The organism is Anaerolineales bacterium, from assembly GCA_015075625.1.
GTDB lineage: Bacteria > Chloroflexota > Anaerolineae > Aggregatilineales > UBA2796 > UBA2796.
This window is the reverse complement of sequence record JABTTZ010000004.1, coordinates 200,341-218,106: the sequence shown is the minus strand read 5'-3', so window position 1 is coordinate 218,106 and position 17,766 is coordinate 200,341. Positions and strand designations below refer to the sequence as shown.

The 17,766-nt window shown below is 55.5% G+C and carries 19 protein-coding genes, 3 tRNA genes and 1 pseudogene; 6 read left to right on the top strand and 17 right to left on the bottom strand.

Annotated features, from left to right (window positions below):
- Positions 1–77 precede the first annotated feature (77 nt).
- The 5 genes from HS103_18655 to HS103_18635 form a co-directional block, all read right to left on the bottom strand.
- Positions 78–1,943 (bottom strand): DUF4397 domain-containing protein, encoded by a 1,866-nt coding sequence (locus tag HS103_18655; GenBank protein MBE7514814.1) that lies wholly within the window; start codon positions 1,941–1,943, stop codon positions 78–80.
- A 48-nt stretch (positions 1,944–1,991) separates the two neighbouring features.
- Positions 1,992–2,432 carry a hypothetical protein gene (locus tag HS103_18650; protein MBE7514813.1) on the bottom strand — a complete coding sequence of 147 codons (441 nt, stop codon included), beginning with the start codon at positions 2,430–2,432 and terminating at the stop codon, positions 1,992–1,994.
- Between the two features lie 9 nt (positions 2,433–2,441).
- Positions 2,442–3,209, bottom strand: a complete 768-nt coding sequence (locus tag HS103_18645) for a methyltransferase domain-containing protein (GenBank protein MBE7514812.1) — start codon at positions 3,207–3,209, stop codon at positions 2,442–2,444.
- 116 nt (positions 3,210–3,325) lie between these two features.
- The gene (locus HS103_18640) at positions 3,326–4,378 is read right to left on the bottom strand and encodes a BMP family ABC transporter substrate-binding protein (GenBank protein ID MBE7514811.1); all 1,053 of its coding nucleotides are present in this window, start codon (positions 4,376–4,378) and stop codon (positions 3,326–3,328) included.
- A 106-nt stretch (positions 4,379–4,484) separates the two neighbouring features.
- Entirely contained in the window at positions 4,485–4,646 is a 162-nt protein-coding gene (locus HS103_18635; protein ID MBE7514810.1) for a hypothetical protein, read from the bottom strand.
- A 239-nt stretch (positions 4,647–4,885) separates the two neighbouring features.
- Here HS103_18635 and HS103_18630 point away from each other — a divergent pair, with 239 nt between their 5' ends.
- From HS103_18630 to HS103_18620, 3 genes are read left to right on the top strand one after another with little or no spacing between them, the layout of a single operon-like run.
- Entirely contained in the window at positions 4,886–5,479 is a 594-nt protein-coding gene (locus HS103_18630) for a TetR/AcrR family transcriptional regulator (GenBank protein ID MBE7514809.1), read from the top strand.
- Between the two features lie 13 nt (positions 5,480–5,492).
- Positions 5,493–6,101: a hypothetical protein gene (locus tag HS103_18625; protein MBE7514808.1), complete on the top strand. Its 609-nt coding sequence runs from the start codon at positions 5,493–5,495 to the stop codon at positions 6,099–6,101.
- On the top strand, positions 6,098–6,718 hold the full coding sequence (locus HS103_18620) for a GNAT family N-acetyltransferase (protein MBE7514807.1): 621 nt from the start codon (positions 6,098–6,100) through the stop codon (positions 6,716–6,718). Before HS103_18625 ends, HS103_18620 begins: the two co-directional genes overlap by 4 nt.
- A gap of 146 nt (positions 6,719–6,864) precedes the next feature.
- Here HS103_18620 and HS103_18615 read toward each other — a convergent pair whose 3' ends face one another.
- From HS103_18615 to HS103_18575, 9 genes and pseudogenes are all read right to left on the bottom strand, one after another.
- A complete protein-coding gene (locus HS103_18615) occupies positions 6,865–7,569 on the bottom strand; it encodes a 50S ribosomal protein L1 (protein MBE7514806.1) in 705 nt (234 codons plus the stop codon).
- A 5-nt stretch (positions 7,570–7,574) separates the two neighbouring features.
- Positions 7,575–8,000, bottom strand: coding sequence for a 50S ribosomal protein L11 (gene rplK, locus HS103_18610; GenBank protein ID MBE7514805.1), 426 nt, complete (start codon positions 7,998–8,000; stop codon positions 7,575–7,577).
- A gap of 156 nt (positions 8,001–8,156) precedes the next feature.
- Positions 8,157–8,909: a transcription termination/antitermination protein NusG gene (nusG, locus tag HS103_18605; GenBank protein MBE7514804.1), complete on the bottom strand. Its 753-nt coding sequence runs from the start codon at positions 8,907–8,909 to the stop codon at positions 8,157–8,159.
- Between the two features lie 36 nt (positions 8,910–8,945).
- Positions 8,946–9,491: a preprotein translocase subunit SecE gene (gene secE, locus HS103_18600; protein ID MBE7514803.1), complete on the bottom strand. Its 546-nt coding sequence runs from the start codon at positions 9,489–9,491 to the stop codon at positions 8,946–8,948.
- A 77-nt stretch (positions 9,492–9,568) separates the two neighbouring features.
- Positions 9,569–9,641 (bottom strand) — tRNA-Trp (locus tag HS103_18595).
- A 73-nt stretch (positions 9,642–9,714) separates the two neighbouring features.
- Positions 9,715–9,879, bottom strand: coding sequence for a 50S ribosomal protein L33 (rpmG, locus tag HS103_18590; GenBank protein ID MBE7514802.1), 165 nt, complete (start codon positions 9,877–9,879; stop codon positions 9,715–9,717).
- A 49-nt stretch (positions 9,880–9,928) separates the two neighbouring features.
- A pseudogene (tuf, locus tag HS103_18585) lies at positions 9,929–11,119 on the bottom strand (elongation factor Tu).
- Between the two features lie 145 nt (positions 11,120–11,264).
- Positions 11,265–11,337, bottom strand: a tRNA-Thr gene (locus HS103_18580).
- Positions 11,338–11,348: 11 nt separating this feature from the next.
- Positions 11,349–11,421, bottom strand: a tRNA-Thr gene (locus tag HS103_18575).
- A 419-nt stretch (positions 11,422–11,840) separates the two neighbouring features.
- On the opposite strand from HS103_18575, the gene HS103_18570 reads away from it, so the two are divergent.
- The 3 genes from HS103_18570 to HS103_18560 all read left to right on the top strand — a co-directional run bounded on the left by HS103_18570 (position 11,841) and on the right by HS103_18560 (position 13,986).
- On the top strand, positions 11,841–12,134 hold the full coding sequence (locus tag HS103_18570; protein MBE7514801.1) for an RNA-binding protein: 294 nt from the start codon (positions 11,841–11,843) through the stop codon (positions 12,132–12,134).
- A gap of 166 nt (positions 12,135–12,300) precedes the next feature.
- Entirely contained in the window at positions 12,301–12,708 is a 408-nt protein-coding gene (locus HS103_18565) for a hypothetical protein (protein MBE7514800.1), read from the top strand.
- Between the two features lie 75 nt (positions 12,709–12,783).
- A complete protein-coding gene (locus HS103_18560) occupies positions 12,784–13,986 on the top strand; it encodes a hypothetical protein (protein MBE7514799.1) in 1,203 nt (400 codons plus the stop codon).
- 97 nt (positions 13,987–14,083) lie between these two features.
- Here the strand turns inward: HS103_18560 and HS103_18555 are convergent, their stop codons facing one another.
- From HS103_18555 to HS103_18545, 3 genes are read right to left on the bottom strand one after another with little or no spacing between them, the layout of a single operon-like run.
- Complete coding sequence (locus HS103_18555; GenBank protein MBE7514798.1) at positions 14,084–15,139, bottom strand: 2-oxoacid:ferredoxin oxidoreductase subunit beta; 1,056 nt, start codon at positions 15,137–15,139, stop codon at positions 14,084–14,086.
- A gap of 8 nt (positions 15,140–15,147) precedes the next feature.
- Positions 15,148–17,004, bottom strand: coding sequence for a 2-oxoacid:acceptor oxidoreductase subunit alpha (locus tag HS103_18550; GenBank protein ID MBE7514797.1), 1,857 nt, complete (start codon positions 17,002–17,004; stop codon positions 15,148–15,150).
- A gap of 7 nt (positions 17,005–17,011) precedes the next feature.
- On the bottom strand, positions 17,012–17,740 hold the full coding sequence (locus HS103_18545; GenBank protein ID MBE7514796.1) for a FadR family transcriptional regulator: 729 nt from the start codon (positions 17,738–17,740) through the stop codon (positions 17,012–17,014).
- Positions 17,741–17,766 lie beyond the last annotated feature (26 nt).

The following is a 17,766-nucleotide window of genomic DNA, read 5'->3' as shown; positions in this document are numbered from 1 at the left end:
CACACCCATTGTACCGCAAGGTATGGGGCAAGGAAGGAAATTCCCCCCAACGCAGAAATGTTGGGGGGGGAAGGAGGTTACGGCTTGGCGTTCACCTGATAGACAATCGTCAACACGTCGCCTTCGTTCGCCCCGAAGATGACGAAGGTGACGAATGCCCCTTCTGGTAGGTCTGCCTGATGCCGCCGGAAGATGTTCGGATCGTTGACGCCCGTGAAGGTGAAGCCATACGGACCTGCCGCTAGATCAACTGCACTGCTTGATTCGCCAAAGTTGATCGGGTTGGCAACGATCCGCGCCCCGCCGGTTTGGTTGTTCCACTTCACTGAACCGATCTCCGGCGCTGCTTGAATCAAACGGGCGCGAGCATAGCCCGGACGAATTGCCAACAGGTTATCGGGATAGGCAAAAATCGTTGTCTTACCCTGAAAATCCATGACTACAGCCGTCAGCGCATACGCGCCGAGGTCGAACGTCTTTTTAAAGAGAGGCGGAGTCGCCGCCGGATCAGACCCTTCGGGGTAGGCAGCAATCTCATGAATGCCGGGGCTGAGGTTGACATAATCCGTTGTTGCCCCACGCACCCACCCGCCGATCACCTGCCCACCATCAAGGTAGACATCTACCGCGCCTACACCAGAGGCATGGACAAAGCGCATGGGGACAATTGGTTGAACGGTGTAGGTGTAGAAGGTGAGAAGGTATTTGCTAGGGCTGCCAAAGAATACGACAGAGGTTGTCACCCCTTCGCGCAGCCGGACATCCAAACGCCCGATGGTATCTCCCGTTGGAGTTTTCACCACCACACTGACAACCCCCGCCCCGACATCGACACTTCTACTCTCGCCAGCATCGACGCTGAACAGTTTCCCCTCATTGCCTGTGATGAAGACATCGACAAGCGGAGCATCACTGGCGGCGTTGACAACCTGCAATCGCCCCTGACTAACGCGCACCGGCTCATATTTCTCGTTGATCGGGGCAATCTCTGCCCCAGAAGTCCCTTCACGCACCGTCAGAAGGACGCTCTGTTCGGGGTCTACGGTGATTTTTCCAGTTGTCAGCGGCGTGGCACGGTTGCCCGTCCGGTAGACGGTTGCCGTGTAATCACCCGGCGCCACCACCAGCGCGTAGTTTGTCGCCTCGCCATAGCGCAAGCCATAGAAAGCATCATCGCCATTCAAGACGAGATCGAGTTCGCCGTTGCCCGGTAGGTAGTTGGCAAAGCGGATTTGGTTCGTCCCGCTGGCGCGGAGTGTTTGTGCCTTCGCCACTGCAATAGACACCGCCCCCCCCGCCTGCCCATAGAGGAACAGATCGTAGCGGTACTGGCGGTCAAGGTTCAGGTTCTTCAGTTCGGCAACAGCATCCGCTCCCCCAGTAGGGGTCACAGCAAGTGTGTTCAGTCCGTTGGGCAGCAGTGTGTAATCGCTGGCTGCGCCAAAGGGAACATCGCTCAGAAGCGCTTTGCCATCAGCGCCATTCAGGTCAACATTGGGTGCCCCAACAACAGCATGGAAAATACGGACTTTTGCCAACCCGCGTGCCACAGCTGAACGATCATCCGTAAGGGTGACTGTTTGTAAATCGGCAAATTTCCCATAAGCAACTACCGTATAGCGCCCGCCGGGGGCAAGTTCCGCTTTGGCAGAGGCATTTGGATCCGGTGAGCCTTTGCCATAGAAGTTAAAGGTGTACGAGCCAATAGGGAGTTCAAAGTAGTTGAAGGTTTCGCCCGGGGCGAGGAAGCGCACGATCAGGGCATTCTTCGTCCCGTCGTCAAAAAAGACGTTCATTTGCCCTGAATCAGGAGACACGTTGACAATACGCACCAGCGCTGTGCCGCTTCCCTGTGCCGCTGCCGGAGCGGGGTTGCCCGCGCCCGGAAACGCCATACACGCAATGAGGGTCAGAATAACCCACCGAGTCCATCGAAAACGCATCAGAAATTCTCCCAGAGTATCGCTGCTACCTACCTAGCATAACACACTTTAATCACGCCGCACGAATGCCTCATCCTCGCTGTAGAGGTCGGCAATGACGGTAGCGGCGCGAAAGCGATCCCACGTCGTGCGGATAAAGGTGATCGTCCGTCGGGTGGGGTTGAAGATGGGCGGGGCTTTCGCTTGGAGCGGATCAAGAGCGAACCGCAAGTAAAGGTCGTTGGCGCGGGGGTGCGCCTTTTCCTGTGGGAGCAGGTCGCAGCGGCGGTGAAGTTCATAGCCGCGCACGCGGGCGAACCAATAGACCCCGCCAGCGGGCGATTGCCTCTGAGCATCTCTGCCGCTTAGGTAAAAGGCGAGGTAAACGGCATCAACAACGGTGGGCGCGGCGTGCCACAGCGGGACGCGATACCAGCGCTCCGCTTGCGCCGCACGCAGATCATGCGCCCGTCGGATCACCCCCACCACAACGCAATCGTCGGCATACACAACGGACTCTCACGGCTTATGGGCGACAACAAGGCACTCAAACGCCAAGCCCCAAGGTAGCAGCCGTTTGCTGATTCGGGCGGCGATCTCTGCGAGGCGAGAGGTTTCGTAATAGCCCTTGCCGCGAAAGATGGGAGCGATTCCGTAGAAGGTGTAACTATGCGAATAGGGGGTCACGCGCAGAAGGCTGAACCCCGCCGCCCGAACAAACCCCGCCAACTGGTCGTGACGATAGGTCGTCTCGTAATAATCTGCCCTCCCCGGACGCCGCCGCCGTGAGGGAATCAGGCTATCCAACAGGGTTTTCAACGATTCGGCAAGGTTGGGGTGCGGGGTGGTCACCACGAGGACACCTCCCGGACGTAGGACGCGAAATGCCTCCGCCAGCGCCGCCGCCGGACCCGCCTCAAAATGCTCTACGACGCCAAAGGAGAGATACGCCCCCATACTCCCCGATGGGTAAGGCAGATGGTGGACATCCCCAACATGGAGCATCAGGTTGGGATGCGTGTGGTGGGCAAATTCGAGCGCTTCGGGGGCGTAATCAAGACCAATCGCGGCGTAGCCCTCGCGCTGCAAGTGGTAGACGATCTGCCCCATCCCGCAGCCCGCCTCTAGAATGGGCGTATCGTGGGGGAGGTAGGGTGCGTAGAGGGAGCGTAGTTCGCGGGCGCGGGGGTAATCAAGCGTCGCCAATTCGCGCTCAAAATCCGTTGCTGTCCAGATAGACCGCCACGCTTGGCGGGTGTCATCATAGGTGGGAGCGGGCATGGGCATGATCCAACCTGATCCAAACGGTTATCCAAAACGAAGGGCGGATCGACGTACTGCCGACCCGCCCATACCATGCGCTTTGTCCTGAGAGGACTTAGCGACTCACCGATAGACCGACTCTAGGGGGCTTTCGTCGCCTCTGGGGTGGCTTCCATCATCGGCATTCCGGTGAGGGGATCGATCATGTCCTCATCAAGCGCCGTCTTCAGGGCTGCCAACTCATCGATGAGTTCCTTCGGCAGTTTCTCGGTGAAGTCGTGGAAATCTGCCAAGCCGACCTTGCCAATGAAGTTCCCAGAGGGCGCTTCGCCTTCGGCAATGAGGGCAACAATATCCACCACGCCATCAGTGATCAGTTTCATGGCGCTGGAGACGAGGCAAGAGTGTGCCGCCGGAACGGTTTCCCATTGGTCGGTGTCCACGCCGATGCAGTAGACTTCCTTGCCAGCGGTGGCTTCTTTCGCCACTTCTTCAAGAGCGCCGTTACCGGTCTTGCCACCCGCACCAAAGACGACATCGGCGCCGTTGTCAAGCGCTTGCTTCGCCGTCGTTGCGCCCCACTCTGGGTCGGTGAACGCCTTGTCCAAGCCACCGGGGTGGTAGGTGGAGATCAGCTTGATGCCCGGGTTGGCAAACTTGGCGCCCGCCTCGTAGCCTTCCTTGAAGGCAACGACGGGAGGCACTTGATCGGTCCCCAAGACAGCGGCAATCGTACCACTCTTGGAGAGCCGTGCCGCCAAAACACCCGCCAAGAAACCAGCCTTCGCTTCGGGGAAGATCAAGCCCGTAACGTTGGCAATTTCTGCCCCTTGGAATTGATCGACGCCGATGAAGTGAATATCGGGATATTTCGCGGCGGCGGCGGCGGTTGCCTCACCGAGGGCAAAGCCGACGGTGACAATGATGTCATAGTCCTGATCGGCAAAGGCGGCGATATTCGCGGCGTAATCGTTGGGGTCTTTTGTTTCGATGTAGTCGAATTCGCCATCAATGGCTTCGGCAGCTTTCACCACACCCTCATAGGCGCTCTGGTTAAAACTGCGATCATCCACCTGCCCAACATCGGTGACCAAACCAATTTTCAATCCTTGCCCTTTGACGGGGGTTGTCGCCACGCCTACGACACCGAAGGCAAGAACGGCAACCAAAGCGAGAATCATAAAACGCTTCATAGTGTACTCCACAAAATCACAAGTCTCTGTTTGCAACCTTCTTTGGGAAAATCCCTCTGAATGTTAGAGGGAAATCGTACCACTCACCCGCTAGACGGTCAAATGGTTAAAGGGTGGAGGTGAAAAGAATTGAGCATTGCAGTACCCTCACTGGTTGGGCTGCAACCAGCCTTCTTACAAGAAGGGCGGGCGTCGTTTGTTTACCCTTTAGATCACCACCGCCTAGCCCATCGGCAAGTATATGGTGATAAGCGGGGCTGTCAACCACGAAGGGGTCAATCTCCTTGAAAAATGCTGTAAGGTCTAACCTCTGATGTGGAATGAGGCATCACGCCTTTGTAAAGGACCATGGTGTCTTGGCAAACCATTCCCGGCGCTAAAGCACGGGGGAAGGCGTCCTCGTGTGCAGACAGACCCTAATGTCACATCAAACGTAAAAAGACAGTTGACACTAGCGAAAAGCGATCTATTATATGACCAACCAGTCAGTCATATAATATGGTAGCCATGCCACGTCCTAAAAACCCCACGATTCGTGAAACACGCCAACAGCAAATTTTGCTGGCTGCCCGTACCATTTTTGCCACGCAGGGACTTGCCGAAGCACGGATGGACGATGTAGCCCAACGATGCGGTTTGAGCAAAGGCACACTCTATCTTTATTACAAAAATAAAGATGACCTAATCGCTGGTCTGTTGGAGTCCACCTTTAACGATCTCCTGATCCAATTACAGGCGTTGGTTGACCTTGAACACTCCACCAAAGAACGGCTCTTGATTATGACCCAACAGATGATCGCTTACCTGCAACAGGATACCAGTACGTTAAACATCGCCTACGAATTTTACGCCGTTGCCTCCCGTCAACCGGCTGTTCGGGCATTTTTAAAGGATTACTTTGCTGCCTATCGCCGTATCTTGGCGACTCTTCTTGAACAGGGCATCACCCGCTGCGAGTATCCAGTTATGGATACCGACCAAACAGCAACATTGCTGATTGCGGTGCTGGAAGGGCTAACGCTGCTCTGGTTTACTGCCCCCGACAGCATCCATCTGGACATCCTCTTACCTCAAGCCATTCAACATATTTTTAGCACCTGAAGGGATCGGAACCATGAGTAACATTGATTGGACACCACCCGAACCACGCACGGGCATTTTGGGTGTGTGGGATAAATTTGTCGGACCGGGGGCGACGCCCGGTGAGGAATATGTGCAACTGATCGGCGGGCTTGTCTTAGCCGGATTGCTTGGCATGTTGGTCTATCAACACCGTGATGCCCTCCAGTGGACAGGGTTACAGGTAGCCGTCGTGATCGTGTTGGGGCTTGATCTGATTGGAGGCATCATCACCAATGCTACGGCTACCGCCAAACGCTGGTATCATCGTCCCGGTCAGGACACCTTACGCGCTCATCTGCCTTTTGTGGCGGCACACGGTCTTCATGTGCTGGCGATAACAACGCTCTTTCGGGCGATGGATTGGGCATTTTTTGTCACCGTATACGGCTATCTCATTGTGGCAGCGGTAATCATCCTCACCGTACCGCTCTATCTCCAACGCCCCATGAGTTTGATCTTATTCTGCGGTGGATTTCTTTTGGGGATGTATGTTTTTCCACCGACGCCGGGCTTAGAATGGTTCATCCCCTTTTTCTATTTGAAACTGTTGGTGAGCCATCTGCCAAAAGAGGCGCCTTTTGTGGCGGGGCGTCGGGCATGAACCGCGCTACGGTGTCTGTTGTACCACTATTGGTAAAGGATGTAACGGCGCTCAATGCGCTAACGGATGTATTCGTCGCTGCCTTTACCGATGATCCCGGTATGGGGTATCTCTGTCAGGCGGAGCGCGACGGTTACCCGCAACGATTGCGCCATTGGTTTCGGGCATCGTTAGGCTTACAAATCGCCAACCAGCAGCCGCTTTTTGCGCTGACATGTGAGGGACAGTATGTGGCGGGGGTGGCTTTGACCGTCCCGAACACGACCTTAAGGGCAATGAGTGTGACTCGTTGGCTAGGCACTACCTGGCGCGGGGCGGGATGGCGCAGTGTGTGGCGCACGATACATCACTTACAACGGCTGTCAAACTATCAGCCTACCAAGCCCCATTTTCGTTTGGAGTTTTTGGCAGTGAACCCGTCGCAACAAGGCAAAGGGTATGGGCGTGTATTGCTGGAAGCAATTCACCACCTTGCCTCGCCAATGGATATATGGCTGGAAACAACGAATCCGACCAATGTCCCACTCTATAAACGGTTTGGTTATGTCGTTACTCATCGGGTGAACATGGGTCCGGCGGTGGATGCCATAATGATGGTTCGAGGGGAAACCGCATAGATGTTATGCTGTTGGGTTTGTTTCCCTGTGTTTTGGCAAAAGGGGAGGGCGAGGGGAAATCCCCCTCAAAAACGTGATTCCCCTTTCTCCCACAAGGGGAGAAGGGGGTTAGGGAAATGAGGGAAACCGCGTAACGCCTATGTCTCTTAGCTGAGGATAATGCCCGCATCCAAGCGGATGGGGGGCGTCATGGTAGAAGTGAGGACAAGCCGCTTGACGAATATCCCCTTTGCCGAGGCTGGTTTCGCCCGCTTAATCGCCTCAATGACGGCGTTCAGGTTTTCTAAGATTTGCTCCTCCGTGAAGGCAATTTTGCCCACAGGAATGTGCAGATTACCTGTCTTGTCATTACGGAACTCCACACGCCCCGCCCGCGCTTCGTTGATCGCACGGGGGAGGTCTTCGGGGGGGACAACCGTTCCCGCTTTGGGGTTTGGCATTAAGCCCTTACGCCCCAAAATCTTCCCTAAAGGCGACACCTTGCGCATCATATCAGGGACGGCGATAGAGACATCGAATTCCGTCCATTCATCGCTGCGGATTTTGGCGATCATCTCATCACCCGCGACGAAATCTGCACCAGCACCTTCGGCAATGCGAGCGGCTTCCCCTTCAGCAAAGACGAGGACACGCACCGTCTTGCCCAAGCCTGCGGGCAGCAGCACCGTCGTGCGGATGTTTTGGTCAGATTGGCGCGGATCAATGCCGAGGCGGGCGTGCAGTTCTACCGTCTCGTTAAACTTGGTGAAGGTTATTTCTTTGAGCAGTTTCACCGCTTCATCCAAGCTGTAGTGCTTACCAGTTTCCACCTTCTTGGCGGCTTCGAGGTATTTCTTCCCGTGTTTTGCCATGATGTTTAATCCACCACCTCAACGCCCATATTGCGGGCAGTGCCTTCAATTTGACGCATTGCCGCTTCAATATCAAGCGCATTCAAGTCTTGCATCTTTGCTTCGGCAATCTCGCGCACTTGCTTGCGGTTCAGCTTGCCTACTTTGTTCTTGTTCGGCGCCCCAGAGCCTTTTTCAATCCCCGCCGCCCGCTTGATCAAGAAGGTGGTGGGGGGGCTTTTTAGGATGAACTTGAACGAGCCATCCGAGAAGATGGTGATTTCAGCGGGGACAATCTCCCCGATACGATTCGCAGTACGGGCGTTGTATTCCTTGCAAAAACCCATCAGGTTAATGCCGTGCTGCGCCAAGGCGGGACCAATCGGGGGGGCAGGGTTTGCCTTGCCCGCATTGATCGCCAAGGTGACGATTGCTTTGACCTTCTTTGCCATGTCCTTACCTCATAATGTGCGGCGTTCCGGGTGGGAACGCCTTCGATGTTCAAGTGGGGTGGGGGTGATCCCCTTGCCCCTCCATCGTGCGGGGGTCTGGGCGACCTCCGTTAGATAGACAATTGGATGCTTGTCCGCCCTTCGGGAGCGGTGTGGTTAGGTCTTTTCGACCTGAAGAAAATCGAGTTCGACAGGCGTTTCGCGCCCAAAGAAGGAAACCATGACGCGGACTTTGCTTTTATCCACATCAATATCACCGACAATGCCGGGGAAGTCTTTGAACGGTCCATCAATGATGCGCACTTTTTGCCCAACGGCAAACGTGACACGCACAACGGGCGCTTCGCGCTCCATCCGGCGGACAATCTGGTTGACTTCCTCTTGGCGAAGTGGTGTTGGCTGTTTATCGCCCATCCCCACAAAGCCGGTGACACCAGGGGTATTGCGCACAACAAACCAGCTATCCTGATCCATTTTCATCTGGACAAGGATATAGCCGGGAAAGACGCGGCGTTCCACCGTGCGGCGCTTGCCCTCTTTGATCTCAATTTCTTCCTCGGTAGGGATGATCACATCGAAGATTTTATCTTGCATCCCCATCGTGTGCGTGCGCTGCTCAATGGCTTGGCGCACCTTGTTTTCGTAGCCGGAATAGCAATGGACAACATACCACTGTTTTTCTTGATCCGGCTCAATCTCAATCAGGTTGCCGTCTTCGTCTGTGCCAATGGCAACCTTCACCACACCCAAACGGGCGGCACGTTCGCTTGGCAGGACGTCATCATCCTCAATGCGGAAACGGGCGTTCTCTACGGCATCGTCTTCATCTTGGGGTCCAACGTAATGTGGTCTCCCCTCGTAGATCGGCTCGTCGTCAGCTAATTTCCCTTTACGTTTGCGCGGCGGCATATGAAATCGCACCTTGTCCCCGGACATGATCCAGACTTAATCCAACGGCTTGAAAAGGCGATCCCGTACCAACCACAGCCCGCCGACGATGATCACAAGGGCAATGCCGAGCGCCCCTGCGAAAATTGCGGTGTCGAGCGTTGCCATTTGGGTTGTCAGGAAGCCGAAAATAAAGCTGACAAAGCCCAAAAAGAGCGCTGACACAATGGTGACGACCAGGACAATGGAGGTTAGCCGACGGACTTCCTCGCGGCTGGGCCACGCCACTTTGCGTAGTTCAACGAGGGTCTCGCGGAAATATGTCCGCAAATTTTGCACAAAACGAATGATGAAGTTGCGGCTGACGACGACCTCATCACGATCACGCTGGCTAGGGGTGGGACGATCCTTGCGAACTGGCGCAGGGGCTGGTTCAGGGGTCACAATGCCCCGTTTTGCCTGACGGCGGCGGCGGCTATCCGAAACAGCAGGGGCGGCAGCAGAATCAAGGGCAGCGGCAGCTTCTGCTTCCGCAGCCAGTTCCTCCTCGGAATAGCTTTCTTCTTGGTCGGCGCCCGCCCGTTTTGTACTCACTGGCGACATGCTAAAAAATCTCCAAATTCAGATACCAAAACACCGTCCTAGAGACGGTGCTTTGGGGAAAGTTCATTCGTTCTCAGCAGGGGAGACAGGACTCGAACCTGCAACCGACGGTTTTGGAGACCGTTACTCTGCCAATTGAGCTACTCCCCTAAGCAGGACACCCTTCACACAACCACACCCTATCAGTGTGTGACGTTTATGAGGGATTGCCCTGTATTATCGCTCACTTTGTTTCCTTGTGCAAGGTGTGTTTCTTGCAGTGCTTGCAATATTTATTGAATTCAATCCGGCTTGGATCGTTACGACGGTTTTTCTCGGTGGTGTAGTTCCGCTCCTTGCAATCGGGGCAAGCGAGGTGGATCACCATCCGCACATCTTTTTTCGCCATGATCTATGCTCCCATAGGGGGCGCATTTGTGTGCGCCCCACCTGTGTAATTATTCGATGATCTCGACAATAACGCCCGCGCCGACGGTCAAGCCGCCTTCACGGATGGCGAACTTCGACCCTTTTCGAGGGCGATGGGCATCGATCAATTCCACTGTCATGACGATGTTATCGCCGGGCATGACCATCTCAACACCATCAGGAAGCGCCACCGTGCCGGTCACGTCCACCGTGCGCAGGTAGAACTGTGGGCGGTAGCCGGTGAAGAACGCCTTGTGACGCCCGCCTTCTTCCTTCTTCAGCACGTACGCTTGGCACCAGAACTTTGTGTGCGGCGTGATCGAGCCGGGTTTGGCAATGACCATCCCGCGTTCGACTTCCTCACGCTGCGTCCCGCGCAGAAGGATACCGGCGTTATCGCCGGCGACGGCGGCATCCAGTTCCTTGTGGAACATCTCAATGCCTGTCACCGTCGTCTTCATCTTCTCCTCGCGCAGACCGAGATTTCCACTTCCTCGCCCTTCTTCAACTGCCCGCGCTCCGCTCCCCGTCACCACCGTCCCGCGTCCCTTGATGCTGAACACGTCTTCAATCGGCATCAAGAATGGCTTATCCATCTCTCGCGTCGGCTGCGGAATGTAGGTGTCACCGTCTCCATCAGTTGCAAAATCGGCGCGTAATCGGGGTGGTTCACATCTGTGCTGGTCTGCTCCAACGCCTTCAGCGCCGGGCCGCGAATGATCGGCGTATCCGCCGGAAAGCCGTACCCGCTCAGCAGGTCAGAAAGTTCCAACTCCACCAATTCCAGCAGTTCTGGGTCGTCCATTTGGTCAACCTTGTTCAGGAAAACGACCATCGCTGGCACTTCTACCTGACGCGCCAATAGCACGTGTTCCCGCGTCTGCGGCATCGGGACCATCCGGCGCACTCACCACCAAGATCGCCCCGTCCATCTGCGCCGCGCCCGTGATCATGTTCTTGATGTAGTCGCGGTGTCCAGGACAGTCCACATGAGCATAGTGGCGGTTCGGCGTCTCGTACTCCACATGGGTGATTGAGATCGTGATCCCCCGTGCCTTTTCTTCCGGCGCGTTGTCAATCGAGTCGTAGGCGCGGAATTCTGCCTGACCCTTCATCGCCAACACCTTCGTGATCGCCGCCGTCAGCGACGTTTTCCCATGATCGACATGCCCAATCGTGCCGATATTGGCATGGGGCTTATTCCGCTCAAACTTCGCCATTGTAGGGTGTTCTCCTCGGTCTGGTCTCTGAAATTAGCAGGTTAGTGGACAAACTTATCGGTTTCAATACGCGGCAAGCATAGACATGCATCGTGTATATATGAGGGGGATGGGCGGCAATATACCGAATGCAGCACAACAAAAGAGCCTACAATGGGACTTGAACCCATGACCTCTCCCTTACCAAGGGAGTGCTCTACCAACTGAGCTATGTAGGCACATCTCCAAGAGCCGACGATGGGAATTGAACCCATAACCCCCATATTACAAGTATGGTGCTCTGCCAATTGAGCCACGTCGGCATGACGTATCTCGCATTCTACCACGAGATACCAAATGCTTTCAATGCCCAACCCAGAAAAGCGCCGCCATTATAGAAGAAAAGCGGCGGCGTTGTCAATCCCAGAGGGAAAAAGTCGCCCGATTCCCCCATCATTACTCTCTACTTTACATGAGCAGCCCCTCTCACAAACACACCCCCAAAATTGGTCTATCTCGTGGCTTGCGCTTTTAAAGGTCTCATGGTATCCTGATTTTTGTAATTCGTCTGGCTTGTCACGTCTTCGCCTGCGTCTGCTTTGTCTGCCGTCTGCCGAGCGTGAGAGAGTCTGGTAGGGTGTGTGTTTCACGCTGACAGAGTACAAAGTAGCGCCTTCGCGTTTGCTTTCGGCTCCCACGTCAACACTCGCTCTACGTTAGTTCCCACATGTGGAGTGTCTCAATGAATAAGAAGTTGTACGTCGGCAACCTTCCCTACAATGTCACCAAAGAACAATTGCAAGAATTGTTCGAGCAGTGCGGCGAAGTGAAGGACGCAGTGGTCATCATGGATCGGGAGACCGGGCGCTCGAAGGGTTTTGGGTTTGTCGAAATGGCAACCACCGAAGCCATGCAGGACGCAATCAAGAAATACAACGGGTTTAACATGGGTCAACGCCCGTTGACGGTGAATGAAGCACGCCCGAAGGAAGAGCGCCGTGATGGTCCTCCTCCTCGCCGCAACAACCGCTTCTAAGCCGACGATCTAAACGAACCATAGACGCGCCGTCTTCCCGAAAGAAGACGGCGCGTTTTGATTCAGGGTGCGACCATATGCGATCACAATTGAGAGACATAATAAAACAAGCTATGTTACACTGGGCATGTGGTTCTTCTCTCCGCACAAAGGAGGCGCTGCTCTCATGGTCATTGCCCCACAAAAAGCGCTGTACGGCTCGCTGATCATTTCGGCTGCTATGATTTTCCTTCTGTGGTACAGCTTTGGTGAGACGCCCGGGATCATGTTTCAAAGTTATCCCCTCATTTTGGCTGCCATTGTCATCAGTGGAGGAACAGGGCTGCTCATCCTCCTCAATATCATGATCACGCCTTTTCCGGCGCTGGTGGTTGCTATTGTTGCCTTTCATAGCTACTACTACGCCCTAACCACCCCGTCAGTCGTCGCCGTGCGCAACCATTCCCTGTTATACCTTGCCCTGCTCATCCATTTTGCTTTGGTTGGGGCGTTAGCGGTCTTGGTCATGGTTGGCACGAAGAAATCATCTGCACAGACCACTGCTAAATCAAACGATTCACGGTTTTTGGGATAGGGCGGCTGAGAATCAACGCCGACGACAATGCGGTATCCTTGAGGGGTTTCCTATCACCTTCAGGGAGTCTGGTCTATGCGTCGTCGTTTTTTTACCTTCCTTGTCATTTTTCTTTTGGCAGCGCCGACGTTGGTGATTGCCCAAGCGCCACTGCGTGATAATGCCTATGTACGCATTTACGATCACGACGACCCCGCCAACCCTACCGCCTACACGATGGTCTTTACGTCCACTGCGGAGCGTTCGCTTTCCAAAACGCCCGTCGAAACAACCAGCACAATCACCTTTTCTCCCGATGGGACATGGCGCGGCGAAACCTTCTATTCGGCAGAGGACGGCACACCGACCCTGAGCTATGGCAAGGTGGGCGATCCCGTCCAAAACACCATTGAAGCGCCAGCGAATACCTCTCTATTGTTCTCCGAATTTACGCCCGATAACCGCCTGATGGCTTACAGCGTGATCGATTGGACGGCGCAGGGATGGCAGTTGTTCATTATTGAATTAGCGACGGGAAATACGGTGATTTTTGCTGGCGCAATCACATTTTCCGAAACGAACGGATTGGTTGGTGGCGTTGCACCGCTTGGGTGGGGGGCGGATTCAAAGACGCTCTACCTTGTGGGGGTGTCCCTTGATGGGCTGGCAACGCCTCCCTTCGCCGTTGATCTGGGGAATCTGAATTTTGCGGTGGATGGGACGAACGGCCTCCCCGAACCGAAACCCCTTCTAAGCCCTGAACAGCTAGGCTTTCCCTTCTATTTTGTGTTCTCCCCCGACCATACGAAACTTGCCTACGTGTATGCCGATACCACCCATCCGGTGGATGGCTACATGGGGCGCGGCGAGCCGATCAACACGATAGGGATTGTCGATCTGGCGACGGGAGCGGCGCGTAAGGTGGTGGAAGCGCCCACCGATCACACCGTTGAAAATGTTGTGTGGAGCGTTGATGGCGGCGCTGTTCTCTACACCGCTAGTTCGTGGCGGGCGGATAGAGCGGGGCAGCCGTTCAACCCCCAACTGTATGCCCATGTTCTCGCTACCGAGACGAGTACCTCGCCAATCGATTTCACGGCGAATGATGAGGCATATGTCGGCTTTTTGATGCCCTGTGAAAAGACGCTCTACTTTGCCGTCACCGACCCGCCGACGATAGAAGGCAGCACGGGCATAACGACGCTCTACAGCGCTCCGCTGAGCAACCCCACCGAATGGAGCGCCCCACTGCTGAGCGGTTATATTCTCATCTCGCGGGTGGCGTGCGTGGGGAATTAACGGGGGGCATGGGGTAAACGGGCGATCACGCAGGGTCGCCCCTACAGGATGGGGGGGATGAGAGGGCGCATTGGTATGCGCCCCTACACATGCGTCCCTACATCAAGCCCTTCATGACCTTACTGAGCGCTTCGCGGCTTGGGCGGAGGGTATCCTGACCCAAATAGGCAAGCGGTTCTTCGGGCAGATGCTCAATTTCCGGCAGCGTCGGGCGTGGCGCCCCCACGTAGATCACCCCTGTGATGAACTTCTGCGCGGCTTTGGCGTCCTCTAACAGGCGGGTTGCCGATTCCTTGCTGCGCGGGTTGTGGCTGGCATCCACCTTCGAGAGGCGGATAACCGACCCATCGTGCATCGTCACATCAAAATCATGCCCCGGCGCGTACTCTGGGATGGTGATCTCGGTGCGGGGGGGGACAACGCCGGGCGGGAAAAATTCGATCTCTTGGAGCGGGTTGTTTTGCGTCCGCCCGTGATCGTAACCCTTTGTCGATTCCGGCGTGTTGTTGAAGGTGACACACGGGCTGATAATATCCAGCAGTGCCGTCCCCTTTTGGCTGGCAATGAGCGCCGCCTTGATCAACTCACGGCACTGCTGCTGATCGCCAGAGAACGAGCGGGCAACAAACGTGCAGTCGGTGATAATCGCCTCCAAGCAGAGGTCAAGGGGGGGCAGTTCGTTGCGCCCATAGTACTTTTGGTACTGATCTTCATCGGCGGTGGCACTGAACTGACCTTTCGTCAGCCCGTAAACACCGTTATTTTCGATGATGTAGAGCATGGGGACATTGCGCCGCAGAAGGTGCTTGTACTGCCCCAAGCCAATGCTGCCGGTATCGCCATCGCCGCTGACACCAATGGCAAAGACATTGTGATTCGCCAGCGTTGCGCCCGTTGCCATCGAGGGCATCCGTCCGTGAACACTGTTGAAGGCGTGCGAGCCGCCGAGGAAGTAGGCGGGGGTTTTGCTGGAGCAGCCGATCCCGCTCAGCTTGATCATTTTCGTCTGGTCAAGTCCCAACTCCCACGCGGCATCAATGATTTTGGCGGAGATGGAATCATGCCCACACCCGTTGCAGAGAGTCGATTCGCCCCCCTTGTAAACGCTTTTATCAAAACCGAGCGCATTTGTTTTTTGGGTTCGTGCGGTCATGGTGTCCTCTACTTGCTCTCGTGTTGTTCGGTGATCGCGCCGGCAATCCATCGCGCCGTTAACGGCAAGCCGTTGCACATATTCACGGCGATAACGCGGGTGGCATATTCGGGGTATTCCATCCGCAGCAGGTCTGCCATTTGCCCCAGATAGTTATTTTCGACAACATACACGCGCTCATGGGAAGCGAGGAAATTCCGCGTGTGATCGCCTAGGGGGAGCGCCCGCAGACGGTGGTAATCTGCCTTCAAGCCGCCATCCGTCAAGACATCAAGCGCCTCCCGAATACCCGGATCGGACGATCCATAGCCGATGATCCCAATCTGCGCCCCGTCCACCATCTCCGTCACCGGTTGGGGGACAACCTTCCGCGCCGTGTCAAACTTGCGCTCTAGGCGTTGCAGGTTTTTCGTCCAGACTTCGGGGTCTTCGCTGTAGGTGGCGGCTTCGGTATGCCCCGTCCCCCGCGCAAACCACGCCGGACCCTTGCCAGAGATCGAACGCGCCGCAATGCCGTCCCCCTCTACATCGCGGTAACGGAGGAATTTCCCGCCGTTTTTGTCCATATCTTCAAAGGTAAAGAGCTTCCCGCGATCCATGTCCTCTGTGGGGTAGTCAAAGGGTTTGGACATCCACAAATTCATCCCTAGATCAAGATCGCTGAGGACAAACACGGGCGTTTGAAGATGTTCGGCAACATCAAAGGCACGCCAGCCAAACTCGAAACATTCTTCCATGCCAGCGGGCAGCAGCACGACGTGACGGGTATCCCCATGCGAGAGGAAATACGTTTTGAGAACATCGCCCTGACTCGTCCGCGTGGGCAGACCGGTGCTAGGTCCCATCCGTTGAATGTCCCAGATTACCGCCGGAATTTCGGCAAAGTATGCCAGCCCTGCAAATTCGGACATCAGCGAAATGCCCGGTCCGCTGGTGGCGGTCATGGCGCGTGCGCCCATCCAGCCCGCCCCGATGATCATCCCCACCGCCGCCAGTTCGTCCTCGGCTTGGACAATGGCACAGTTTTTCTCTGCCAGTTCCTTTTTGCCCTCAGCGTTTGTCTTGTAGGTGGCGCGGAGGTCACGGATATAGTCGCTGAGGTAGTCGATCATGCTGGTGGATGGTGTGATTGGATACCACGCGGCGACGGATACCCCGCCAAACACCGCGCCAAGCGCCCCCGCCGAATTCCCCTCAATCATGATCTTCCCCGCCGTGCCGTTTTTCTCCCCTTCCAAGCGCTGGACGATGAAGGGCTTTGGAGCGTTCGGATAGGTTGCGCGGAAGTGTTCCATCGCCTGTTCAACGAGGGTGAAATTCAGATTGACCGCTTTTTCCTTCCCTTTCAGGAAGTAACTGAGGGCGGCTTTGATCTCATTGACTTCAATGCCAAGCAGTTCTGCCATAGAGCCGACGTAGACCATGTTCGCCACGTACTCTTTCAGGTCGGACTTTACCTCGGATGCCTTCACCAGTGCCTTCACAGGCATGGTGTAATAGGTGATGTCCTCGCGCTTGCTGGCAAGTTTCCAATCATCGGGGTAAAAAACGACGCCGCCCGGAGCGAGCTTGGCAATATCATCGACGCCCGTTTTGGGGTTCATTGCGGCGAGGACATGGTAATCCTCACGGCGGGCGGTGTAACCTTTCTCGCTGACGCGGATGGTATACCACGTTGGCAAGCCGTAGATGTTTGAGGGGAACAGGTTTTTCCCATTGGCGGGAATACCCATCTTAAATAGAGCGCGGACGAGCGTGTTGTTGGCGGTTTGGCTGCCAGAGCCATTGACCGTCGCCACAACGATGGCGAAGTCGTTGACGACAACCCCTTCGCCGCGAATGTGGGGATCAGCTTGTGCTAACACAGGTTTCTTACTCCTTCGTATGGTGTGCAGGGTGGGGGAGGAGCGCCGCGAGAGGGAGGGCAGCGCTTTGCTGGCGGTGGCGCATCAAATCAGTATGCTCAAGAAACGCGCCGCGTGCAGCTTCAAATTCTTGCCGTTCCAGATGGTCTAAAATACGTTCGTGGTAATCCCAAGCCTCCTGCCAATAATGCAAATCTGCATAGGTGTTTAGTTCCACCGCTTCGTAAGCCTCCCAATAACCCTCCAAAAGGCTGATCACGAACGGATTCGCCAGATAGCGAAACAAGCCCATATGAAAGGCACGGTGTTCCTCATGGGGAATTTGAATCGATGGGCTGTTTGTCAGTTTGGCGCGGGCAATGCTGATCAGGCTGCGCAGAGCGGCGAAATCTGCCGCCGAAAGCTGCTCACAGGCTTCCTCCATAAACGCGATTTCAAGGTGATTGCGAAGTTCGGTAAAGGCGGCGAAGGCGTTTTCGCTCATGGAGAGGGCGTAGAGCAGGCTGAGACGGACGGCGGGGAAAAAATCGTAGGGCTTGCAGCGAATCCCCGTTCGGGGGCGCACTTCGACCAAGCCAAGCGCCCGCCCAACTTCAAGTTGTTCACGGAGTTTGCCGACATTCACACCGAGGTCTTTTTGCAGTTCGGTCAGCGGCGGAAGGCTGTCACCCGGTTGCAGCCGATGATCGAGAATGTAATTCAAGAGATCGGAGTCGGTAAATCTTTTGCGAGGCATAAATGATCTGATCTATTATAGGATTG